General features: G+C 69.2%; 18 protein-coding genes and 1 pseudogene. 9 read left to right on the forward strand and 10 right to left on the reverse strand.

Annotation, left to right across the window (positions count from 1 at the left end):
• Positions 1-198 precede the first annotated feature (198 nt).
• Positions 199-1,302 (forward strand): Glu/Leu/Phe/Val family dehydrogenase, encoded by a 1,104-nt coding sequence (locus tag ACWD3H_RS37925; RefSeq protein WP_355548326.1) that lies wholly within the window; start codon positions 199-201, stop codon positions 1,300-1,302.
• A gap of 150 nt (positions 1,303-1,452) precedes the next feature.
• Positions 1,453-1,686, forward strand: a complete 234-nt coding sequence (locus ACWD3H_RS37930) for a DUF3073 domain-containing protein (RefSeq protein ID WP_030917477.1) — start codon at positions 1,453-1,455, stop codon at positions 1,684-1,686.
• A gap of 177 nt (positions 1,687-1,863) precedes the next feature.
• Here the strand turns inward: ACWD3H_RS37930 and purM are convergent, their stop codons facing one another.
• Both purM and purF read right to left on the reverse strand, forming a co-directional pair.
• Positions 1,864-2,889, reverse strand: coding sequence for a phosphoribosylformylglycinamidine cyclo-ligase (gene purM, locus ACWD3H_RS37935; RefSeq protein WP_350929752.1), 1,026 nt, complete (start codon positions 2,887-2,889; stop codon positions 1,864-1,866).
• A gap of 43 nt (positions 2,890-2,932) precedes the next feature.
• Complete coding sequence (purF, locus tag ACWD3H_RS37940) at positions 2,933-4,378, reverse strand: amidophosphoribosyltransferase (RefSeq protein WP_451958422.1); 1,446 nt, start codon at positions 4,376-4,378, stop codon at positions 2,933-2,935.
• Between the two features lie 160 nt (positions 4,379-4,538).
• Here purF and ACWD3H_RS37945 point away from each other — a divergent pair, with 160 nt between their 5' ends.
• Positions 4,539-5,543 carry a hypothetical protein gene (locus tag ACWD3H_RS37945; protein ID WP_451958423.1) on the forward strand — a complete coding sequence of 335 codons (1,005 nt, stop codon included), beginning with the start codon at positions 4,539-4,541 and terminating at the stop codon, positions 5,541-5,543.
• Between the two features lie 337 nt (positions 5,544-5,880).
• Here the strand turns inward: ACWD3H_RS37945 and ACWD3H_RS37950 are convergent, their stop codons facing one another.
• Positions 5,881-7,029: an oxalate decarboxylase family bicupin gene (locus tag ACWD3H_RS37950; RefSeq protein ID WP_451958424.1), complete on the reverse strand. Its 1,149-nt coding sequence runs from the start codon at positions 7,027-7,029 to the stop codon at positions 5,881-5,883.
• A 104-nt stretch (positions 7,030-7,133) separates the two neighbouring features.
• Positions 7,134-8,435 (reverse strand): Nramp family divalent metal transporter, encoded by a 1,302-nt coding sequence (locus ACWD3H_RS37955; protein ID WP_451958425.1) that lies wholly within the window; start codon positions 8,433-8,435, stop codon positions 7,134-7,136.
• Positions 8,436-9,272: 837 nt separating this feature from the next.
• Between ACWD3H_RS37955 and ACWD3H_RS37960 the strand changes: the two genes are divergently transcribed.
• Both ACWD3H_RS37960 and ACWD3H_RS37965 read left to right on the forward strand, forming a co-directional pair.
• Entirely contained in the window at positions 9,273-10,445 is a 1,173-nt protein-coding gene (locus tag ACWD3H_RS37960) for a glutathione-independent formaldehyde dehydrogenase (protein ID WP_451958426.1), read from the forward strand.
• A gap of 72 nt (positions 10,446-10,517) precedes the next feature.
• The gene (locus ACWD3H_RS37965) at positions 10,518-10,967 is read left to right on the forward strand and encodes a cupin domain-containing protein (RefSeq protein WP_451958427.1); all 450 of its coding nucleotides are present in this window, start codon (positions 10,518-10,520) and stop codon (positions 10,965-10,967) included.
• 89 nt (positions 10,968-11,056) lie between these two features.
• On the opposite strand, the gene ACWD3H_RS37970 is transcribed toward ACWD3H_RS37965, so the two are convergent.
• A complete protein-coding gene (locus ACWD3H_RS37970) occupies positions 11,057-11,512 on the reverse strand; it encodes a sterol carrier family protein (protein ID WP_451958440.1) in 456 nt (151 codons plus the stop codon).
• A gap of 178 nt (positions 11,513-11,690) precedes the next feature.
• On the opposite strand from ACWD3H_RS37970, the gene ACWD3H_RS37975 reads away from it, so the two are divergent.
• Positions 11,691-13,754: a PhoX family protein gene (locus tag ACWD3H_RS37975; RefSeq protein WP_451958428.1), complete on the forward strand. Its 2,064-nt coding sequence runs from the start codon at positions 11,691-11,693 to the stop codon at positions 13,752-13,754.
• A 91-nt stretch (positions 13,755-13,845) separates the two neighbouring features.
• Here the strand turns inward: ACWD3H_RS37975 and ACWD3H_RS37980 are convergent, their stop codons facing one another.
• Positions 13,846-14,244, reverse strand: coding sequence for a hypothetical protein (locus tag ACWD3H_RS37980; RefSeq protein ID WP_451958429.1), 399 nt, complete (start codon positions 14,242-14,244; stop codon positions 13,846-13,848).
• Between the two features lie 13 nt (positions 14,245-14,257).
• On the opposite strand from ACWD3H_RS37980, the gene ACWD3H_RS37985 reads away from it, so the two are divergent.
• Positions 14,258-14,572 carry a hypothetical protein gene (locus tag ACWD3H_RS37985; RefSeq protein ID WP_451958430.1) on the forward strand — a complete coding sequence of 105 codons (315 nt, stop codon included), beginning with the start codon at positions 14,258-14,260 and terminating at the stop codon, positions 14,570-14,572.
• A gap of 178 nt (positions 14,573-14,750) precedes the next feature.
• Here ACWD3H_RS37985 and ACWD3H_RS37990 read toward each other — a convergent pair whose 3' ends face one another.
• Entirely contained in the window at positions 14,751-16,187 is a 1,437-nt protein-coding gene (locus ACWD3H_RS37990; RefSeq protein ID WP_451958431.1) for an MFS transporter, read from the reverse strand.
• Positions 16,188-16,269: 82 nt separating this feature from the next.
• On the opposite strand from ACWD3H_RS37990, the gene ACWD3H_RS37995 reads away from it, so the two are divergent.
• Complete coding sequence (locus ACWD3H_RS37995; RefSeq protein ID WP_451958441.1) at positions 16,270-16,944, forward strand: TetR/AcrR family transcriptional regulator; 675 nt, start codon at positions 16,270-16,272, stop codon at positions 16,942-16,944.
• Positions 16,945-16,947: 3 nt separating this feature from the next.
• Here the strand turns inward: ACWD3H_RS37995 and ACWD3H_RS38000 are convergent, their stop codons facing one another.
• The 3 genes from ACWD3H_RS38000 to ACWD3H_RS38010 form a co-directional block, all read right to left on the reverse strand.
• A complete protein-coding gene (locus tag ACWD3H_RS38000) occupies positions 16,948-18,411 on the reverse strand; it encodes an MFS transporter (protein WP_451958432.1) in 1,464 nt (487 codons plus the stop codon).
• A 227-nt stretch (positions 18,412-18,638) separates the two neighbouring features.
• The gene (locus ACWD3H_RS38005; RefSeq protein ID WP_350929757.1) at positions 18,639-19,307 is read right to left on the reverse strand and encodes a Crp/Fnr family transcriptional regulator; all 669 of its coding nucleotides are present in this window, start codon (positions 19,305-19,307) and stop codon (positions 18,639-18,641) included.
• A gap of 57 nt (positions 19,308-19,364) precedes the next feature.
• Entirely contained in the window at positions 19,365-21,413 is a 2,049-nt protein-coding gene (locus ACWD3H_RS38010; RefSeq protein ID WP_451958433.1) for an adenylate/guanylate cyclase domain-containing protein, read from the reverse strand.
• A gap of 242 nt (positions 21,414-21,655) precedes the next feature.
• Here ACWD3H_RS38010 and ACWD3H_RS38015 point away from each other — a divergent pair.
• Positions 21,656-22,270, forward strand: a pseudogene (locus tag ACWD3H_RS38015) (hypothetical protein); the annotation flags it as partial.

The raw sequence follows: 22,270 nt of genomic DNA on the forward strand, positions 1-22,270 counted from the left end.
GGCGACTCCTCCGCTCCTTCGAGGGCCTGACCGTTTCGAACGCGGGAACCACGGCGGCGAGGCGGCGTACCCGGCCGGCCCCCTCGTCAAACGTGATGAGACCTTCGCGTGAGTCGTCCCGCTGCGGGCTTGTGGTTACGCTGAAGGTGATCTCCGCCGCGACGGAGCGGCGGGAACGAACGACTGGGAGTCACCACAGTGACCGACGTCTTCGGGCTGTCCCACAAGGACGCGGGCCCGGTAACCGGCCAGAACAGGCACGAGCAGGTCGTTTTCTGCTCCGACGAGCACAGTGGTCTGCGGGCCATCATCGCCATCCACAACACGGCCCTGGGCCCAGGCCTGGGCGGCACCAGGTTCTACCCCTACGAGAGCGAGCAGGCCGCGCTGGCGGACGTGCTCAATCTCTCACGGGCGATGGCCTACAAGAACGCCCTGGCGGGACTCGACCTCGGTGGCGGCAAGGCCGTCATCATCGGCGACCCGGCGAAGGACAAGAGCGAGGCGCTGCTGCGCGCCTACGGCCGGTTCGTCCAGTCACTCGGGGGCCGCTACTACACCGCGTGTGACGTCGGCACCTACAGCGAGGACATGGACGTCGTGGCCCGCGAGAGCTCCTACGTGACCGGCCGCACGCTGGCCAACGGCGGAGCCGGGGACTCGTCGATCCTGACCGCCTACGGCGTTTTCCAGGGCATGCGCGCCGCCGCCGAGTACGCCTACGGCACCCCGACGCTGCGCGGCAGGCGCGTCGGTGTCGAGGGCGTGGGCAAGGTCGGCCACCGCCTGGTCGATCACCTGGTCGAGGACGGCGCCGAGGTCGTGGTCTGCGACGTGAGCGAGGCGGCCGTGGAGCGGCTGCTGCGGCGCCACCCGCGGGTGGAGGTGGTCGCCGACCGGCTGGAGCTCACCGGATCCGACATCGACGTCTACGCGCCGTGCTCCCTCGGCGGGGCGCTGGACGACGAGACGGTGGCCCGCCTGCGCGCCACGATCGTCTGCGGCGGGGCCAACAACCAGCTGGCCCATCCCGGCGTGGAGAAGCAGCTCGCCGACCGGGGAATCCTCTACGCGCCCGACTACGTGGTCAACTCCGGCGGGGTGATCCAGGTCGCGGACGAGATCGCCGGGTTCAACATGGACCGGGCGCGGGCAAAGGCCACCCAGATCTACGACACGACTCTTAAGATCTTCTCCACTGCGGCGGAGGACGGCGTTCCTCCGGCTGTCGCAGCCGATAGGCTGGCTGAGCGAAGAATGTCGGAAGTCGGGCGAATTAGGGGCATTTGGCTGGGCCACTAGCCCCACACGCCCATACGGCGTACCGAGCCGGGCGTAAAACGGGTACGGTTGTAGGCGAACGAGAGCTGGCGCCTCAAGTCAGGTGGCGTCAGTGCGTGGTGCGTTAGCGACGAGGGGTCGGGCACGACCCCACACGAGGGGGTCGAGCCAATGGGGCGCGGCCGAGCAAAGGCCAAGCAGGTCAAGGTTGCTCGCCAGCTGAAGTACAACAGCGGTGGCACTGATCTTGAGCGTCTTCGCGACGAGCTCGGAGTCAGAGATGACTCCAACCACAACGACGACTCCAACGACGCCTACGACGAGCTGGCGGATCGGTACGCCGATTACGCCGATGACTTCGGCTCCAAGGATGACCGCGACGACGGGACATCCGGGCGCCGCTAGGCGGGTTTCGGTTTGACGGTGAGCAGGGCACCCGGCGGTGAGCACATAGCGGCCGGGTGTCCTTCTCGCTGGGAGTCGACAATATGCGGCGCTCCGGTGGTCCGGGGCGCTTTTCGTGGTACTCGACTCACCCGGGATCTTCCCCGCCCCGGCCCGGGGCGGGGAAGATCCATCGGGTCATCGGAAACGTGCCTGGCCGGAGCCCTCGACGATCTCGCCGAGCACCCAGGCCGGAAGGTCACGCTCGCCGAGCAGCGCCAGGGCGGGCTGCACGGCCTCCGCGGCGACGATCGCGGTCATGCCCACGCCCAGGTTGAACGTGCGGTCCATGTCGGCCTGGGCCACCTGGCCGTGTCCGGCGAGCACCTCGAAGACGGCGGGCGGGGTCCATGACGAGCGGTCGAGCAGCGCGTCCAGCCCGTCGGGCAGCGAACGGGCCAGGTTGCTCGCCAGGCCGCCGCCCGTGATGTGCGCGTACGCGTGGACGTCGACCGTGCGGGCCAGCTCCAGGCAGTCGAGTGAGTAGATCCTGGTCGGCTCCAGCAGCTCCTCGCCCAGCGTCCGGCCCAGCTCGGGCAGTTCGGCCTCCAGCGACAGCCCGGCCCGGTCGATGATGTGCCGGACCAGCGAGTAGCCGTTGGAGTGCACGCCGGAGGAGGCCAGCGCGAGGACCACGTCGCCCTCGCGGACCCTGTCCCGGCCGAGCATCCGGTCGGCCTCCACCACGCCGGTGGCGGCGCCCGCGAGGTCGTACTCGTCGGCGCCCATGGCTCCGGGGTGCTCGGCGGTCTCCCCGCCGATGAGGGCACAGCCCGCCAGGCGGCAGCCCTCGGCGATGCCGCCCACGATCTCGGCGATCCGCTCGGGAACGACCTTGCCGCAGGCGATGTAGTCGGTCATGAACAGCGGCTCGGCACCGCAGACCACCAGGTCGTCCACGACCATGCCGACCAGGTCGAGGCCGATCGTGTCGTGCTTGCCCAGCCGCTGGGCCAGCATGACCTTGGTGCCGACGCCGTCGGTCGACGTGGTGAGCAGCGGCCGCCGGTACGACAGCAGGGCCGAGGCGTCGAAGAGGCCGGCGAAGCCGCTGGCGTCGTCCACGACCTCGGGCCGCCGGGCCCGCGCGACCTTCGACCTCATCAGCTCGACGGCGCGCTCACCCGCGTCGATGTCCACTCCTGCGGCCGCGTAGCTGGTCATGGGGCCTCTCTCGTCGGCCGGGCGGTCTGACTGCCTGACCTGCTCAATGCTTGGCCTCCAGCACGTATTTGCCCACGTTGTCCTGGTCGATCGGGATCGGGTAGTTACCGTCGAAGCAGGCGCGGCAGAGCCGGTCGGCGGGGATCGTGGTGGCCTTGGTCAGGCCCTCCAGCGAGATGTATCCGAGCGAGTCGGCGCCGAGCGAGGCGCGGATCTCCTCCACGCTGAGCGAACCGGCGATCAGCTCGGCCCGGGTGGCGAAGTCGATGCCGTAGAAGCACGGCCAGCTGACCGGCGGGGAGGAGATCCGGACGTGCACCTCCCTGGCGCCCGCCTCGCGCAGCATCTTGACGATCGCCCGCTGGGTGTTGCCCCGGACGATCGAGTCGTCCACGACGACCAGACGCTTGCCGGCGACGACCTCCTTCAGCGGGTTGAGCTTCAGGCGGATGCCCAGCTGGCGGATCGTCTGGGACGGCTGGATGAAGGTCCGGCCCACGTAGGAGTTCTTGACCAGGCCCTGGCCGTACGGGATCCCGCTCTCCTCGGCGTAGCCGACGGCGGCGGGGGTGCCCGACTCTGGCGTGGGGATGACCAGGTCGGCCTCGACCGGGTGCTCGCGGGCCAGCATGCGGCCGATCTCGACGCGCGTGGTCTGCACGCCGCGCCCGGCGATCGTGGTGTCCGGACGGGCCAGGTAGACGTACTCGAACAGGCAGCCCTTGGGTTCGGCGAGCGCGAACTTCCGCGAGCGCACGCCGCGCTCGTCGACGGTGATCAGCTCACCCGGTTCGATCTCGCGGACGAACGTGGCGCCCACGATGTCCAGGGCCGCGGTCTCGGAGGCGACCACCCAGCCGCGCTCCAGGCGCCCCAGGACCAGCGGGCGGACGCCCTGGGGGTCACGGGCCGCGTAAAGTGTCCGCTCGTCCATGAAGACGAGCGAGTAGGCGCCCCTGACCTGCGGAAGAAGTTCGGCGGCCGCGTCGTCGATGGACTGGCTGCGATCCTGGGCCAGCAGCGACGTCAGCACCTCGGTGTCGGTGGTCGCCCGGGTGGAACCCGGGGCCAGACGCCTGGCCAGCACCGGGGTGTTGATCAGGTTTCCGTTGTGGGCGAGTGCGAGCCCGCCACCCTCGGTCGAGCTCAGCGTCGGCTGCGCGTTCTCCCAGACGCTCGACCCGGTCGTCGAGTAGCGGCAGTGGCCGATCGCCAGGTGGCCGCGGAGGGTGCCGAGCACGGACTCGTCGAAGACCTGGGAGACCAGTCCCATGTCCTTGTAGACGAGGATCCTGCTGCCCTCGCTGACCGCGATGCCCGCGGACTCCTGACCGCGGTGCTGTAACGCGTACAGTCCGTAGTAGGTGAGTTTGGAGACTTCCTCCCCAGGAGCCCAGACCCCGAAGACGCCACATGCGTCCTTCGGAGGCCGGTCGTGGGGGTCAAGGTCATGGCTCAGATGGCCGTCGCCCTTCAACACATGCTTCATTCTAGGTCGGCTTCTTCCCTGCTCGCACCTAGGGTCCGTTCCGTGGCATGTCGCACCCTGACCGAACGATCATCGGTGTTTTGCCGTGTCAGCCTGTTTCGTCGGCAGGTGACAGGGGAGTGTGAGATATCCGGCATGCCCAAGCGTCGGGAGAAGAGACGTGACAACACCTGTGGACCCGAACCAGCCCGATCCGCGGCGGGAGCCGTGGAAGGAGCCGGATCCCGAGTCGCCCGTACCCGACCCCGGCGAGACGCCGAACCGGCAACCGCCCCCCGTTCCCGAAGAGCCGAGGGTGCCGCCGCATCCGGACACGCCGGTCGCGCCGGAGGTCCCCCAGCCTGACCAGGCCGGTGATCCGGACGCCCCCAAGGGGGACGAGACGCCGGAGTCCGGTGGGCGGGAGCGGGAAGTCCCCGAACCGGAGGAACGGCCGCCGCACCCCGTGCCCGGTGCCACGCCCGCCGCGTATCCCGGCTGGGAGGGCGCCTCGGAGGCTCCGGGCGGCCCTGACCACCCCGGCCCCACCCAGCCCTCGCGCTACGAACCGCCTGAGCCCTCAGCGGAACCCGCGGCCCAGCCTCGGCCCACCGAGCCCACCGAGCCCGCTCCCGGCACTCCCCAGCCGGGCTATTCGGGCCGGCACGGCTACGGGGAGCAGCCGAGATACGGGGAGGCCCAGCAGGCCGGGCAGCCCTACGGAGGTCCCGGCCCGCAGACGCCGTCCGCGGAGGGCCCCTACCAGCCGCCTCAGGGCGCGCCAGGCCCCTACCAGCCGCCGCCGTACCCGCCGCCTGGCATGCCCGCCTATCCGGGCGCCGCGCCTTACCCGGCGTATCCGGGTGAGGGGCGCAGGCAGAGCGACGGGCTCGGCACCGCCGCGCTCGTGCTCGGGATCGTGGCCATCGTGTCGCTCGTCGTCTGCGGCCTCGGTGTGCTGGTGGCGATCGTCGGCCTGATCGTCGGCATCGTCGCGCTCGTCAAGAAGTCCGCCCCGGGCAGGGCCTGGGTGGGCATAGCGCTGAGCGTCCTCACTCTGATCATCGCGGCGGCGTTCCTGAGCTGGCTCTACAGCAAGATCGGCGACTGCGCCAACCTGCCACCGGAGCTACAGCAGCGCTGCATCGAGGACAGGTTCGGCGTCCGGATCCAGCCCACCCCCTGAGGGGCCCGGTAGTACTGACGGAAAATCCACCGAATATGGTTCTGGCCTATCTGGGCCGCACGGCTCTGCGAGATCGCCGAGACCGGGCGGCCCAGATAGGCCAGAACCCACATCGGATGGATCCAGAAGGGGTGTTCTCACAGGTGAGACGCCCGTTTCGGATGCCACACGCCGGCGCTCGGGAAGCTCGGTTCTCAACGGCCATGGGCCTGCATGGGCAAACCGGGCAGGAAGTCCCAGAGTTCGGCGCCGCCCCGAGTCGGATCTCGGCCAAACCCGCCGGGACGGGGCGACCGGCGCCGCCCCGGCCCCAGCAGAGACATCCGAGGTAACGAGATCATCTGACGACGCTACGCTTGCTCTTCGGGAGTGCCTCGATCATCGACCTCGGGATGTTGAGCGTATCGGCGCTGACCTGCGGCGGAGTGTTGGCCATCCACTGCATCGCTGAAATGTCCTCGAAGAGCGGATTGCGGAACATCTCGAGGAAGACCAGTGGCTCGTTCCCGAGGTTCTCGATGTAGTGCCCGTAAGCGAACGGCACATAGCCGACGTCGCCGGCCTGGAAGTTGAACGTCCGCGCCAGGCCCGAGCTGGCGAACACGCCCATCCGGCCGAACCCGGAGATCCAGTACTGCCACTCATCGTCGGTCGGATGCCAGTGCAGCTCACGCAGACCGCCCGGCTCCACCTCCACGAGAGCGGCCGAGATGGTGGTGGCCGCCGCGAAGGTCCTCGAGTCGACGATCCGTACCGTGCCGCCGTCGAACCGGATCGGCTCTTGTGCGTGCATCCGGTGCTTGAACGTCCGCGGCACGTCACCCGTGGGGCTGACCACCCGGTCGGACTCCAGGGGAGGCGGCACCTGGCCCTGGAAAATGTACTTCTCCTTCTCCGGAATGTTCTCCATCTGCTCAAGCGTCCAGCCGAAATTCTTCGCGAGGACGCTCTTCGGCGTGTGCGCGAAGAAGTCACTGATCATAAACGTGGAGTTCTCGGAGAACGATCCGTCATCAAAGACGAGCAGGAACTCCACACCCTCCTCGAGCGCCTGGATGTAGTGCGGCACACCCTTGGGGAAGAACCACAGGTCGCCCTTCTGCACGTCGTCGAGGAAGTTGCAGCCCTCCTGGTCGACGGCGCCGATCCGGCAGCTGCCCTCCAGTACGTAGGCCCACTCCGCCTCCTTGTGCCAGTGCAGCTCACGGTAGGCGCCCGGGTTGAGGTGCATGTCGACGCCGGCCAGTGTGGTGGCGATCGGCAACTCGCGCGCGGTGACCTCCCTGGTCCATCCGCCCTCCTCGATCCGGGTGTGCGCCATGGAGAAGGAGAATTTCATGTTGGGCACGGTGCCGCTGTCGGTGACCGGCGGCGTGAGCAGGTCCGGATTCTGAATGTCCAACTCGATGTTCCGGGGACCCGTGTCGACGCCTCCCTGGCCGTCTCGTTGGGGCTGTGGAATGTTCTTGTACGTACGGTCGCGCATGCGAGCTCATCCTTTGTGTCGGTGCGATGGACAAATGAGGCGGGTGAATGACATAGGGGCGACTGGCCGCGACTTCCGTGCTGTTTCGGAAGTGAACGGGGGCTTCAGAAAAGGAGCGTGAACGGCAGGCAGGCGCCGAGCGCGGCCACAATCGCGCCGGTCACCCCGGCGACCCGCGTGGTGAGCGGGGCGTTGACGAGCGGGCCCATCAACGCCCGGTCCCGGCAGAACCAGACGAGGAGGAACAACGCCACCGGTACCCCCAGCGAGATCACCACCTGGCTCGCGATCAGCAAACCGGTGAGGGGCACGCCGATGCTCAACGCCAGCACGGATGGCGCCATCGTCACGATCCTGCGCACGTGGGGGGACACCCGCCAGCCGAGGAATCCGTGCATGACCACATCTCCCGCCAACGTGCCGACGCCGGCCGACGAGATCCCGGAAGACAGTAGTGTCACGGCGAACGCCAGGGCGGCGAAGCCGCCGACCCGGCCAGCCAGCTCGGAGTGTGCGTCGATAAGGTCGCCGGTCCACGTCCCGCCCGTCGCGGCGCCGAACCCGGCACCCAGGGCGATCATCGACACGTTGATGCCGGTGGCGATGCCCAGGGCGAGCACGCAGTCGAGGCGCAGTGCACGACGTACGAGCCCGGGCTGCCTACGGGCGGCGTCGGTCGACATCCCACGGCCCTGGACCAGCGCGGAGTGCAGATAGACCGCATGCGGCATGACCGTGGCGCCGACGATTCCCATCGCGAGGACCAGCGAGCCCGGGCCGTCAAAGCCCGGGACGAGCCCGGCCGCGAGTCCGGCGGCTGACTGGTGGCCCACCGCGACGATGTCATAGCAGACGCCCGCGCCCACCAGCACGAGTGCGGCCGCGCTCATCAGCTCGAACCGGCGGGTACGGCCCCGCCGCCGCAGTTGTAGCAGCAGGAGCGACACCGCGGCCGTCACCGCGGCGGAGAGAGCCGCGGGCATCCCGAACAGCAGCCGCATACCGATCGCCGCGCCGACGAACTCGGCCAAGTCGGTCGCGAGCACGACGATCTCGGCCTGGGCCCACAGGAGTCGGGTTCCCCACCGCGGGAGTCGCTCGCGGCACAGTCGCGGCAGACTCTGGCCGGTCGCCATCCCCAGCTTGGCGGCCTGGAACTGGACGAGGATGGCCACGAGGCTGGCGACCACGACCACCCACACGAGTAAATAGCCGTGCGTGGCGCCGGCCGTGAGATTGGTGGCGACGTTGCCCGGATCGATGTAGGCGATGGCCGCCACGAACGCCGGACCCAACATCGGCGCGATCCGCGAACGACGGCCCTCACCCCCCGAGACGCTGGAGTCCACCGGAACGGCCAAGGCGTCCAAGATGGCGTCATGGCGGGTGGCATCACGAACGATCAATTGCTTTTCCCGTCCAGGTCGACATCCGATGAACCTGCAATTCGGCTCGTACACCAGAGATGAGAGCCAGAGGGGTCGAGGCACGAATACCCGCGCCTCCGGATGCCGACACGACAAGCCATCCCACAAGTGAGCAAATAGAAGGCAGCATAACTATAAGCAGCGAACTCTCTCGCAAATCAGAATTTATCGTCTGCGTATCCTGAGAAATAAGCACGAATGTGGCTGCACAATTACTGCAAAAGCCGTCGTACTGGATCGACACCTGCCAGAGGATCCGCTACGCATGCATATTGGTCCTGGAGGCCCAGGTCGAGGCCGTGACCGTGGCCATCTTGGGGAACGGCTTTGCGCACCATGTACGCGCCCCCGGGCCTCGGTGGAATCCTGGCGGCACGATCCCGAAGTCGAGCCGGCCGTCGTGGGCGTGCCGTGCGCGCCGGCCCCGGAGGGAGAACAGCCGGGTGGCGTGGATCGGTGAGGCGGTGCCGAAACCCTGGCAAGACCGCGCTTGTGGGCGCGGTGCACGACCTCTCATCACGAGGGCATCGCACGGGTATGCCGGCCATGCCACGCGGTGAGCGCTATCCCGCACCAGACCGAAACGAGCCCGGCGAGCAGCGTTGGAACCGGCCGGCGTCCATTGTCCGTCGCGGGAGAGGTGCAGGATCTCCCCGCTGATTACGTCGGAGTCCGCGTGGGCGGTCAGTGAGTGGGTACGGCTGGGTTGATTCAGGCCGAAATTGGACGTATGGCGGGGGCGGTGCGTGTAGTGCGGCCGCTGGCCGCCGGATGAGAGACGGGGGTACGGATGAGCACCAGCGCTGGGCGGCCGGTATGAAGGCCGTCGTCTTCGCCGGCACCCGCTCGGTCGCGGTCGAGGACGTCCCCGACGCGGTGCTCGAAGAACCCGAAGACGTCGTCGTCCGGATCAGCTCGAGCGCGATCTGCGGGACCGACCTGCACATGTACGACGGGCGCACGGGAGCCACGCCTGGCCTGGTGCTGGGGCACGAGCCTCTCGGCGTCATCGAGCAGGCCGGTTCCGCGGTCGAGATGGTCAAACCCGGGGACCGGGTGGTGATCCCGACTCACGTGTACTGCGGAGTGTGCGTCAACTGCGCGCGGGGACTGTCGGCCGCCTGCCTGCGGGTGCGCCCGGGTGGCTTCGGCGCGGCGTACGGCTACGCGGGCATGGGACCTTACCGCGGCGCGCAGGCCGAGCTGCTGCGGGTGCCCTTCGCCGACGCCAACTGTGTCCCGGTGCCCGGGGAACCGGGCGACGATCGTGAAGACGATCTGGTGTTGCTGGCCGACGCGTTCGTGACCGGGTGGCATGCGACCGAGTTGGCGCAGGTGACCGCGGGCGCGACGGTCGCGGTGTTCGGCGCCGGGGCCATCGGCCTGCTCGCGGCCTACAGTTCCCTGCTGAAGGGTGCCGCCGAGGTCTACGTCGTCGATGCGGTACCCGAACGGCTGGACAAGGCCGGGGAGATCGGCGCCGTTCCCGTCGACTACCGGCCGGCGGATCCCGTGGACCAGATCCACGAGCTTCGCCGGGCCGGTGGCCTGACGCCCGGTGAGGCGGCGATGAGCGGGGTCCAGGTGGGCATCGACGCGGTGGGGTTCCAGGCTCACGACCGCCTGGAGCCTGGCGTGGAGAACCCGACTCAGGTCATCAGCGATCTCGCCCGGCTGGTCAACCCGACCGGGCATCTGGGCATCATCGGTGTCCATGCCGAGAAGGATCTGCGTCCAGCCCCCGAGGGGCACGCCGACGGCCGCCTGACGGTGCCGTGGGCGACGTTCTTCTCCAAGGGGGTTTCGGTGAGGTTCGGTCGTACGCACGATCGTCGCTACACGGTGTTGCTCCGTGACCTCGTGCTGTCCGGCCGGGCCCGTCCCAGTGTGGTGGTCACCCATCATGGGCGGCTTGATGACGCGCCCGGGTTGTTCCGGGCCTTCGATCAGCGCGTCGACGGAGTCATCAAGGCCGTCCTGCGGCCGTGACAGCCGGCGCATCAGGGTGGACGGCGATGGCGGAATGGGTGATCGCTTCTTGGCGCTAGAGAAAGGGCAACCATGAGTGACATTCCTCTCAGCAAGCAGATCAGGGTCGTCCACGGCGAAGCCCTCGACAGAAACACGACGCAGACTTCTGGGCTGATCCGCGAAGTGGCCTTCGATGCCCGGAACCCGGACGCAACACATCTTTCGGCGTTCCTGAGCACGGTCAAGCCCGGCGCGGCAACCGGAGCGCACCATCACGGGGAGCAGGAAACCGTCCTGTACGTCATCAGCGGCACGGCCCGGTATCGGTGGGGGGACCGGCTGGAGAACGTGGCGGAAGCGGGACGCGGTGACTTCGTGTTCGTCCCCGCCCATGTCGTCCACCAGGAGATCAACGCCTCCGCCGAGTACGAGACGGTCTGGGCGGTTGTGCGATCCGGCGTGGACCCGATCGTAGTCAACCTCCCTGAGCTCGACAAATACATCGAGGCGCCGGCGGTCGAGTACACCGTCCCGGAATAGACGACCGAGGGTCCCACTGCGCGTTCGCGCGCACTGCGATGTGCAGGGCGGCGAGCGGGCACCAACTTGCCGGGACCCGGCGGCGAGGGCTATCGCAGCGGCAGATGCTCCGACAGGTCGGCGCGGGCTCCGCTCGCCGCGACCTTACCGGCGGCCATCGCCGCGGACCAGGTCAGACGGCCGGTGGCCAGGTCCAGCCAGGTGCGCGCGTCGGTCTCCACCACGTTGGGCGGGGTGCCGCGGGTGTGCCGGGGACCTTCCACGCACTGCACCGCCGCGTAGGGCGGGACCCGGACCTCGACGGTCCGGCCGGGAGCGGCCGTCGCCAGCCTGTCCAGCAGGTGCCGTACGGCGAAGCGGGTGATCTCCCGTTCCGGGCGGATCTCGTGCTCGAAGGCTCGCAGCACCACGCTCACGCAGGCGTCCAGCAGCGCCGTGACCCCGGTAGGACCGTCGTAGGGCGGCTCGTCGAGGGAGCTCAGCTGGGTGTCGAGAGCGGCGTGAACCTTGGCGGGGTCGGGCTTGTAAGGCGGCACGCCCTCCATGATGCCCGCCGGAGCGGGCCGTCCCGACGACAGGACACCGCCGAGCTGCTTGATTCCGATGATCGCCGGGCCCGCTCCACCGAACGGTTCACCGTCCGGGCAAATGTCGTTCACCTCAGGTTTGGCCGGCGCACGTAGCGTCCGGGCGGTAAGACTCCACCCCTTTTTGGAGGACCCTGTGGCGAACATGTCGCCGCGCCGCCTGCTGCCCCTGCTCATGAGCCCTCACAAGGGTGGCCGCAGCGCGCTCACCTGCCGGTTCCGTTGCGGTGACCAGTGCGCCCACGATGTGATGAACACCAGTGACAACACCTACTTCGGCGACGTGGTCGCCGAGGCGATGACCCGGCGCGGGGTGCTGCGCGCGGGCGCCCTGGGCGCCGTCGTCGCCGGGGTGGGGGTCGGTACGGCGCTCCCGGCCGTCGCCGACCCGGACCGGGGGGCGAAGGCCACCGGCCGGAAGGGCGGCCCGCGCTTCACCGCCATCGCGCCGAACACCGACGACAAGGTGACGGTCCCCACGGGCTACCTGTCGGCGGTCGTGGTGGGCTGGGGTGACCCGGTGCTGCCCGGCGCTCCGGCGTTCGACTTCGAGAACCAGACGGCCGCCGCGCAGGCCAAGCAGTTCGGCTACAACTGCGACTACGTGACGCTCTTCCAGCTGGGGCAGCACCGTGGCCTGCTCTGGGTCAACCACGAGTACACCGACGAGAACCTGATGTTCCGCGGTTACACGGACGGCACCGCCGCGACGGAGGAGCAGATCAGGATCGCGATGGCCGCGCACGGCGGCTCGGTGGTCGAGGTCGAGCGGGTGGGCGCCTCCGGCCAGTGGAGGCTGGTGACCAAGGGCTCCCGTCGCTACAACCGTCGCATCACCGTGCAGACCCGGATGAGGTTCACCGGCCCGGCGGCCGGCAGCGACCTGCTGAAGACCGCGGCCGACCCGAAGGGCACCACGCCGGTCGGCATGCTGAACAACTGCGCGGGCGGCACCACGCCGTGGGGCACGGTGCTCAGTGGCGAGGAGAACTTCAACCAGTACTTCGTCAACGGCAACGGCGTGCCCGAGGCGCAGAAGCCCTACCTCACCCGGTACGGGGTGAGCGCCACGACGGGCATCCCGAGTGGAAACCGCAGGTTCGACCGGGTCGAGGACCGGTTCGACCTGGCGAAACACCCGAACGAGATCAACCGTACCGGCTGGATCGTGGAGATCGACCCGTTCGATCCGGACTCCACCCCGATCAAGCGCACCGCCCTGGGCAGGCTGGCCCACGAGGGCGCCACCACCTCCCTGGCCGCCGACGGCCGGGTGGTGGCCTACATGGGGGACGACTCCCGGTTCGAGTACGTCTACAAGTTCGTCTCCAGGAAGCGCTACATTCCCGGCTTCGACCGGAACAACCGGGACCTGCTGGACGACGGCACGCTGTACGTGGCCAGATTCACCGGAGACAGCCCCGCCACCGAGATCGACGGCACCGGCAGGCTCCCGGCCGACGGGCAGTTCGACGGCTCGGGCGAGTGGATCCCGCTGGTCACCGGTAACGTCTCGCACGTGCCGGGGATGACGGCCGCGGAGGTGCTCGTCTACACCCGGGTGGCGGCCGACAAGGTCGGGGCGACCAAGATGGACCGTCCCGAGGACGTGGAGCGCAACCCCGTCACCGGCGGCGTCTACGTGGCGCTGACCAACAACACCAACCGGACTCCGGCCCAGGTGGACGAGGCCAACCCGCGCCCGGCCAACAAGCACGGCCACATCCTGGAGATCGTCGAGCGGCGGAACGACGCCGGGGCCACGACCTTCGCCTGGTCCCTGCCGCTGGTCTGTGGCGATCCGAACGACCCCGCGACCTACTTCGCCGGGTTCGACAAGACCAAGGTCTCGGCGATCTCCTGCCCGGACAACGTGGCCTTCGACGCCGACGGCAACCTCTGGATCGCCACGGACGGCAGCCAGCTCGGTGCCAACGACGGCCTGTTCGTCATGCCGGTCCGCGGTTCCGAGCGCGGCCACCTCAAGCAGTTCCTGAGCGTGCCGGTCGGCGCGGAGACCTGCGGCCCGCTGGTCAGCGCGGACCAGCGCAGCGTCTTCGTGGCCGTGCAGCACCCCGGCGAGACCAACGGCGCCACCCCCGAGGCTCCCAGCAGCCACTGGCCGGACGGCGGCACCTCCCAGCCCCGCCCGTCCGTCGTGGTCGCCTGGCACGCGAGGGGCGGCAAGATCGGCTCCTGACCGCCGTCTCCGCTTCCGGGAAGCATGGGTCCGATCCTCGTGGCTCAGGTGAGAGCCACGAGGATCGGACACCCGGTCAGTGGTGGGTCCGTCAGTCGAAGAACTGCCAGATGCTGAACCTTCGTACGAAGAGCGGGGCAGAGGCCCGGCCGGTCACCCGGATCCGCCTGATGCGGGTCTGCTTGTTCATCGTGACCTTCACGCACTTCAGGCAGGCCCCGTGGGGTCCGGGCAGGGCGAAGTAGGAGATGGACGCGGCGCGGTGTGCCAATCCCCGGTCGGAGAGTCCTACCCCGATCTCCCGGTAGAGACGGTTCGACCCCTTCAGGTTGAACGCGGTGGAGCCGACGATCGCGTGGTTCGACGAGGGAGGGCAGTGCACGAATATCCGGACGTGGCTGGCCTGGCGGGGCCACGGGGGAAGGATGCGGAGCGACGGGACGTTCTTCAGCGCCTTGGGGATGGTGTTCCTGCCCCCTATAGGGGGCATTTTCACTGTCTGGTTGGTTTTGCTGGTGACGCTGGTCGTGGCGCCGGACGTGGATGTGGCGCTGGTCGTGACGCTGGGTGTGGCGGTGGGGCTGGGTGTGGTGCTGGGTGTGGTGGTGGGGCTGGGTGTGGGGCTGGGTGTGGCGGTGGGGCTGGATGTGGCGGTGGTGCTGGGTGTGGTGCTGGGGGTTGGCGTGGGGGCGGCACCCGGCTCGGCCAGGACACCCGAACCCATCATGAGTGCGGCGGCCACTCCCATCAGTGTGACGGAACGCATGTGCTCCTCCTGCCGGACGCCCAGGTGGCGATGTGCTCGCCGAGCGGTGTGACGTGGGTTTCGAGGGGGAGCGGGACGACCCGGGGCAGGACACCAGGTGTCCGATCCGACCGGGCCGACCATCTCAATTATGTTGGTCATGCCGCATATAGGGGAGGGAGCCGCGCTGTGACGAACGCGATCCGTACCGGCTCGGGCCCTCCCAAGAAGGGCGCGAGCCGGTCCCGGTTCTAGCCGATCGGTACCGCCGGGCGCTCGGCGGGTGTGACGGGCCGCTCCGGGGAGCGGGGAGTCCGCAGTGACAGCAGGCTGACCGGCACTCCCACCAGCACGATGAGCGCGGCGACGACCAGCGTGTACCGGTACGCGTCCAGGAAGGCGGTCAGCTGCCCGGCCCCCTCGGCCAGGAACGTGGCCTGGCGCGCGCTGAGGATCGCCCCCAGAATCGTGATCCCGAGCAGACCGAAGATCTCGCGTGAGACGTTCAGCACGCCCGAGGCGACCCCCGACCTGCCCGCGGGGAGCGTGCCCAGGATCGCCGTGGTGAGCGGCACCAGCATGCCGCCGCCCAGCCCGTAGACGAGGAACCAGGGCAGCAGGTCGCCGAACGACCCGTCCTGCCCGACGAAGGAGATTCCGAAGATCGCCACGGCCATCAGCAGGAGCCCGGCCGCCACGGTCCGCGCGGTTCCCAGGGCCCGGTCCAGCCTTGGGGCCACGGCGGCGGTGACGGCCATCAACAGTGCCATCGGCACGAACGCCGCCCCGGCCTCGATGGGCGAGAAGCCCAGGGCGTTCTGCAGGTACAGCGCGGTAAAGAAGTAGATCCCGAACACCCCGAACGACCACAGGCCCATTGACAGCGTGCCTCCGCTGAACACCCGCGACCGGAACAGCGACAGGTCGATCATCGGCTCCCGGCTCCTCAGTTCGATCGTCACGAAGGCAAGCGCGGACAGGGCCGCGATCCCGAACGCGCCCAGGATCTCCGGCGAGGTCCACCCGGCCCCCGCACCCTCGATGAGCGCGTAGGTCAGCGCGAACAGGGCCAGGCTCGACGTCACCAGGCCCGGGACGTCGAGGCCGCGCCGTACCGGCTCGTCGGAGGGCGTCCTGATCGCCCAGAGCCCGAGCCCGAGCGTCACGGCGCCGATCGGCACGTTGATGAGATAGATCCAGCCCCAGTGCCAGTGCTCGCTGATGAACCCGCCGGTCAGCGGCCCCAGGGCGAGGGCCAGCGCGCCGACCGCGCTCCACAGGCCGACCGCCGTCGCGCGCTCCCTGGTGTCCGGGAAGACCGAGGTGAGCAGCGCCAGCGCCGTGGGAGTGAGGAAGGCCGCCCCCACGCCCTGCACCGCCCTGGTGGCGATCAGCATGCCGCCGCCGGTGGCCATCCCGGCGGCGAACGACGCCGCGGTGAACACGACCAGGCCGATCAGGAAGATCCGCCGCCGCCCGAAGACATCGGCCAGGCGCCCGCCGACGAGCACCAACCCGGCGAACACCAGGATGTAGCCGCTCACGATCCATTCCAGCCCCGAGATGCTCAGCCCGAGGTCGCGCTGGATCGTCGGCAGTGCCACGTTCACCACGTTGTTGTCGAGATAGGTCATGAAGGTGGCCAGCGAGATCGCTCCCAGAGCCCACCACCTGCGACTGTCTGTCATTCCCCGCCCTCTACGTTGTACTTATACGTCGTACATGTACGGTGCACAGTTGAACCCGTACGGCGTATAGTTGTCAAGCGTGATGGGAAAACTGACCCGCGAGGCGGTAGTCGAGCAGGCGCTGGAGATCGGCGACGCCGAAGGGCTACAGGCGGTGACCATCCGGCGGCTCGCCCAGGAGTTGGGTGTCACCCCGATGGCGCTCTACTGGCACTTCAAGAACAAGGAGCAGTTGACCGTCGGCATGGCCGATCACCTGGTCGAGGGCTTCGTGATCCGGGACGACGGGGGGGACTACGCGGGCCCGTGGCAGGAGCGGCTCCGCGGGCTCGTCGCCGGTCTGGTCAGGGTGCTCCGGCGCCACCCGTGCGCGGCGGGCGTGCTGAGCGAGGTCGACCACATGGAGGTGCCCGCCTTCCTGCGGGTCTGGGACATGGCCCTCGGCCTGGCCAAGCGCGGTGGATTCTCCTACGAGGAGAGCTGCCTGATCTCCCAGTTCCTGCTCCAGGGCGCGATCTCGCTGGCAGCCGGTCCGACGAAGCACTGTGTCCCCGGGCTCACCGAGCGGGAGGCGGCCGAGCGGACGCGGCTCAAGCGTGTCAGGCTCCAGTCACTACCGCCGGACGTCTACCCGCACATCGTGGAGATGGCCGTCCCCCTCTCCGAGGACGGCCGTCCCGACCTCTACGACACATTCGGCGTCGACCTCCTCATGGTGGGCATCGAGACGCTGTCCGCCCGCTCCGGCGAGCGCTGACCCTCAGGCCCGGCGGCGGGGACGGGCCAGCGAGGCCATCAGGGCGCCCGCCAGGGCAACGGCGAACAGCATGGCGTAGGTCCGCTGGAAGCCGGCCATCAGGTGGTCCACGGCGACGGGGGAGAGGCGCGACAGCGTGCCCGCGTACACCTGCCCGCGTAGCTCGGCGCTGACCGAGCCGGTCAGCACGCTGAGCGTGAGGGCGACCCCCAGCACGATCCCGACATTCATGATCATAAGCCGGAAGCCGTTCACCACTCCCAGGCTCCCCGCCGGCAGGGCCGCCATGACCTGGGTGGTGTTGCCGGTCAGGAAGGTGCCGCTGCCGCAGCCACACAGGAACAGGCCAACCCCGATGATCCAGTACGGCGTGGCGGGAGCGGTGTTCAGGAGCAGGATGCCCAGCCCGGCCGCGCTCATCAGGGTGCCCCCCACCGACAGCGCGTACGGCCTGATCCGGCGGCCGAGGGCGCCGGTGACCGGGGAGGCCAGGGCCATGCCGATCGGGACAGGGAGCACGCCCAGGGCCGCGGTGACGGCGTCGACGTCCCTGGCGGCCTGGAAGTAGAGGGCGACCAGCAGGATCAGCGCCGAGCGCGCCAGCGCGTTGCAGAAGGAGGCGAGGTTGGCGAAGGCCAGCATGCGCTCGCCGAACAGGCGCACGTTGAGTACGGGGTGCGACGCCCGGCGTTCCACCAGGACCAGCACCGGGACCAGCGCCACCGCGATCGCCATGCCGACGGTCACCACGGGGCTGGACAGGCCCCGGGACCCCGCCTCGGAGAGCGCGATCAGGGCCGCGGAGAGGGCGGCGAACACGATCAGGTTGCCGAGCGCGTCCACCGGCCTGCGCGCCCCCCGGGGCCCCCGGCGCAGCGTGAGCGCTCCCCAGACCAGGGCGGTCAGCCCGGCCGGTACGTTCATCCAGAAGATCCACTGCCAGCCGGCGGTCTCGGCGATGAGGCCGCCCAGGGTGGGGCCGGCGAGCTGGGCGACCGAGAGGGTGCCGATGTAGACGCCCATGCCCTGGCTGAGCCTGTCCGGCGGGAAGGCGTCGGTGATGATCACGGTTCCGTTGGCGAGGACCATCGCGGCTCCGATCGCCTGCACGGCGCGCATCGCGATCAGGAACCAGACGCCGGGTGAGAGCCCGGCGAGCAGCGATCCGACGGTGAACAGGAGGAACCCCGCCAGATAGATCTCCCGCCGGCCGAGCAGGTCGGCCACCCGGCCGAAGAACACCAGCGTCGCGGTGTTGACGAGGAGGAAGGCCAGCAGGACCCAGCCGGCCGCGAACGCGTCCGCGTGAAAGTGCCTGACCACGGTGGGAAGTGCGACGTTCAGCGTGCTGCCGGAGATGCCGATCATGACCATGCCGAGGCTGGTGACCGAGCAGACCCGCCACGCGTAACGGAGTTTGGATAGGTATTCAGGGGATCCGGGCAGGTCTTGGGGGATTGCGACCATGAGCTACAGTCTGACGTACGTTGTACGTCGATCTTGATCCAGACCCGCCACAGAGCACGTCCAACCCGCTCGCGCCTCGCGTCAGGCCACACCCGGCACGGACGGCAGCCGGGTGGCGGGGCACGGCACGCCCGTCCGGACCGCGTCCCGGGCCAGGCCGGAGGCGGTGATCGTGGTGCTCGTCACCGCCGGGGGCGGCGCCTTCCCTCCCGCGGGTAGGCGCGCCCTCAGCGCGCCCGTCTGCGCAGGCCCTCCAAATCGTGGATGATCACGCGGCGGCGGCCCGTCTCGATCAGCCCGCGGTCGCGCAGGGAGCGCAACGCCTTGCTGACCGCCTCGCGGGAGGCCCCGGTCCAGCCGGCCAGCTCGTCCTGGGAGAGCGGCAACGTCACCCGGACCCCGCCGTTGGTGGGCTCGCCGTACCGCTCGGCCAGCTCGACCAGCCGGGTGGCCACCCGGCCCGTGGTGTCGAACGCGCCGTACTCGATCCGCTTGCGGTCGGAGTCGCGCATCTTGCCGATCACCATCCGCATGAGCAGCACCGCGACTCTCCCGTGGTCCCGCAGGTAGGCGGGAAAGTCGCGGACCGTGACTCCTTCGACGGGTTCGAGGGCGGTGATCGTGGCGGACCTGGGCAGCCCGTCGATCGCCGCGAACTCGCCGAGCAACGCTCCGGGTCCCCGGATCGCCAGGACCACCTCGCTGCCGATCGCGGTGTGCGAGGACACCTTGACCCGGCCGGATGTCAGGATGACCACCCAGTCGTTCACGTCGCCTTCGGTGAACATCGTCGCGCCCCTGTCCCAGCGCCGGGGACGCCCGGCGGCGTACAGAGCCGCTACCTCATCGCTCGTGAGCAATGTGATGAACTCACCCGGTTCGGGGGAAGAAGTCATAACCACCTCATGGTGATCTCGATCGTGTCCGTACGACTCCCGGGACGAGAGGCGCTGCTACGAGAGCCCGGACAGCACGTGGGCATGGACGGGTTGTTCCCTGCCCTTGAGGTTGAGCGGGCCCAGGGAACGAGTCTGGGCCCGGGGGCCGATCAGGTCGAGGGTGCTCTGGCCGATCACGACGCTGCCGGGGTCGGCGATTCCCTCAAGTCTGGCGGCCACGTTGACGCAGTCGCCCATCGCGTTGAAACCGCGAAGCTCGGGGCTGCCGATGTTTCCGACAAGCGCCTCACCGGTATTGATGCCAATCCTGAAGCGGGGATAGCCGGGCATCCCCGCCGCGATCTCCTCGGCGGCCTCCTGCATCGCCAGGCCCGCCCGCACCGCGGCGAGGGCGTGGTCGGACTGCCGGGCGGGGGCGTTGAACAGCGCGAGCAGCGCGTCACCCACGAACTGCACGATCGTGCCGCCGTTGCCGAGCACGATGGGCACGGCCGCGGTGTGGTAGCGGTTCAGCATCTCGACGATCTCGCCGGGCGCCACCCGCTCGGAGAAGCTCGTGAAGCCCTTCAGGTCGGCGAAGAGCGCGGTCAGCTCCACCAGCTCGCCGCCGAGCGCCGCGGTCTGCGGGTCGGCCAGCAGTGACTGGGCCACGTCCGGCGACATGTACTGCCGAAAGAGGGTCTCCAGCTCGCTGTAGAGGCGGACGTTCTCCAGGGAGATGGACAGCTGACCGGCCAGCATGGCGGCGAGCGCCTCGTCCTGCGGGGTGCTGCCGGTCGGCACCTCCAGCGCCCCGGCGAGCCTGCCCTTCACGGTCAGGGGGTGGACGACCTTCCTCTCCAGCCGGATCGGCTGGTCGCCGGGGAAGTCCTTCGGGCCGTACTCCCTGGAGTTCACGGTGACCCGGCCGTTGTCGACCAGCTTGATCCGGACGTCTCCGTACGCCTGCCGTACGCGGTCGAGGCTCTGCGCCAGCAGTTCGCGCTCCGGCAGGCCCACGCGGGCCTGCCTGCCCACCTCGACCAGCGCGGCGAGCCTGTCGGTCAGCTCCCGCTCGTTGGCCAGTGCCTCACCCGCCCGGTCGAGCACCGCCACCTGGGACTCGGTGAGCCCGAACTTGCCCGCCAGCCTGTTCGCGATCGGAACCCTGCTCTCCTCCCTGCGCCGCAGGTGGCCGACGAGTTCCTCCAGGGCGGCCTCGTAGTCGGCCCTGATCCTGCGGACCGTCGCCGACAGCGCCACCGAGTCGAACAGCCCGGCGCTCGTGCCCTCCCGCCGGAACTGCAGGTAGGCGCTGTAGGCGACGAAGAGGAACGCCGTGGTCAGCAGCACGTGCCAGAGCCACCACGACAGGTGCCAGTTGTGGTGGGACAACCCCGCGACCAGGGACTCGGCGAGCAGCGCGTACGCGGTGACCAGGCTGATCAGCACGACCGCGGGGCGGCCACGGTGCAGCTGGAACATCATCGCGGCCGCCACCAGGTACAGGGCCACCCCGATCCACTCCAGGCCGCCCAGGCCGGTGCCCTCGGGGGGCGAGTCGCTCAGCGGGGTCAGGCCCGGCACCAGGCAGGCGATCCCCCACCCGGTGATCAGGGTGGCCAGACCGCCGCGTAGCCACATCTGGCGCCGCAGGACGGTCTCGGCCGCTCGGTCCCCCAGGGGCAGCGCCGATATGAACGCGAACACCGAGGCGATGAGGAGGCCCACCGGGTGGGACAGGTCGAACCCGTAGCTCGGGGTGCCCAGGATGATGCCCGGGGTGCTCAGCCCGTGCACCAGGAAGGATCCGGCACTGCTCAGGAAGACCAGCGAGACCAGGAGCAGGCGTGCGTCCGCCCGCCTGGCCGACGCCTCGCTGATCATGAGGCCCAGAACCAGGTTGATCCCGGCGACAGTGATGATCAACCAGAAATGACTGGGATTGTCCTGCAGGACGATGTTCAGGTCGGGCTGGGCCAGCAGCAGCCAGAGTCCGAGCATCGGCAGTGCCAGATGCAACGCCCACACCAGGGTGCGGACCGGCTGGGTCGCGGGCGGCAGGTACGGTTCCCGTTCGGAACGGTCTTGTAGGGCCGTGTCCGTCGGGTTGATGGTCGGCACGGTGGCCTCCGTGTCTGGAGAACCCGGTTGGTTCCCTGTGTTGTTCGTCCACGCCCAGCGGGCGGGTTCCCCCGAACGGCCCGATTATCCCGCACGCGGCCGCTGTCGGCAGGCATCCGGACATTTGTGCTTCCGAGATCAAAGTGTGATGTTTCGCGAGCCAACCGTTGGAACGGTTGAACCGTGTACTACGTGTATCTCTCCCATCACGCCAGACTCTGGTGTCGCAGAAAGGAAGCCCAGTGGCTATCAAGTTGCCGGGCGGACGCACGCTCGCCGTCGTGACCGTTGGTGTGCTCGCCGGAACGTTGTTCACCGCGAGCGGCAGTGCCGTAGCCTCGTCGGCGGGTGCGGAGATCCACGCGTGTGTCCACAAGCAGACGCGTTACGCCCGCATCGTCAACGCGACGGCCAAGTGCAAGCCCACCGAGATCCGGATCAGGTGGGGGCAGCAGGGCGAGAGCCAGCAGCAGGGCATCGCCACCGCCGGCCCGCAGGGCGAGCGTGGTCCGCAGGGCCTCAAGGGCGACGCCGGACCGCAGGGTCCGCAGGGGCTGCGTGGCCCTATCGGCAAGACCGGCGCCACCGGTCCGCAGGGCCCCAAGGGCGACACCGGGGCTCAGGGTCCGAAGGGCGAGGACGGCAAGGACGGTAAGGACGGCGCCACCGGTCCGCAGGGTCCCAAGGGCGACACCGGTGCTCAGGGTCCCGCCGGACCCGCCGGTCCGAAGGGCGCCGACGGTCAGGACGGTGCGAAGGGCGCTCAGGGTCCCGCCGGACCCGCCGGTCCGAAGGGCGCCGACGGTCAGGACGGTGCGAAGGGCGCTCAGGGTCCCGCCGGACCCGCCGGTCCGAAG

It is taken from the genome of Streptosporangium sp. NPDC002607, from assembly GCF_053592655.1.

Excerpts from the sequence above, each read along its gene's own strand:
- purM (WP_350929752.1), bottom strand. The coding sequence starts at position 2,889 with ATGACCAGCTACGCGGCCGCAGGAGTGGACATCGACGCGGGTGAGCGC.
- purF (WP_451958422.1), bottom strand. The coding sequence starts at position 4,378 with ATGAAGCATGTGTTGAAGGGCGACGGCCATCTGAGCCATGACCTTGAC.
- ACWD3H_RS37995 (WP_451958441.1), top strand. The coding sequence starts at position 16,270 with ATGGGAAAACTGACCCGCGAGGCGGTAGTCGAGCAGGCGCTGGAGATC.
- ACWD3H_RS37990 (WP_451958431.1), bottom strand. The coding sequence starts at position 16,187 with ATGACAGACAGTCGCAGGTGGTGGGCTCTGGGAGCGATCTCGCTGGCC.
- ACWD3H_RS38005 (WP_350929757.1), bottom strand. The coding sequence starts at position 19,307 with ATGACTTCTTCCCCCGAACCGGGTGAGTTCATCACATTGCTCACGAGC.
- ACWD3H_RS37960 (WP_451958426.1), top strand. The coding sequence starts at position 9,273 with ATGAAGGCCGTCGTCTTCGCCGGCACCCGCTCGGTCGCGGTCGAGGAC.
- ACWD3H_RS37950 (WP_451958424.1), bottom strand. The coding sequence starts at position 7,029 with ATGCGCGACCGTACGTACAAGAACATTCCACAGCCCCAACGAGACGGC.
- ACWD3H_RS37965 (WP_451958427.1), top strand. The coding sequence starts at position 10,518 with ATGAGTGACATTCCTCTCAGCAAGCAGATCAGGGTCGTCCACGGCGAA.
- ACWD3H_RS37980 (WP_451958429.1), bottom strand. The coding sequence starts at position 14,244 with ATGCCCCCTATAGGGGGCAGGAACACCATCCCCAAGGCGCTGAAGAAC.
- ACWD3H_RS38000 (WP_451958432.1), bottom strand. The coding sequence starts at position 18,411 with ATGGTCGCAATCCCCCAAGACCTGCCCGGATCCCCTGAATACCTATCC.
- ACWD3H_RS37930 (WP_030917477.1), top strand. The coding sequence starts at position 1,453 with ATGGGGCGCGGCCGAGCAAAGGCCAAGCAGGTCAAGGTTGCTCGCCAG.
- ACWD3H_RS37970 (WP_451958440.1), bottom strand. The coding sequence starts at position 11,512 with ATGGAGGGCGTGCCGCCTTACAAGCCCGACCCCGCCAAGGTTCACGCC.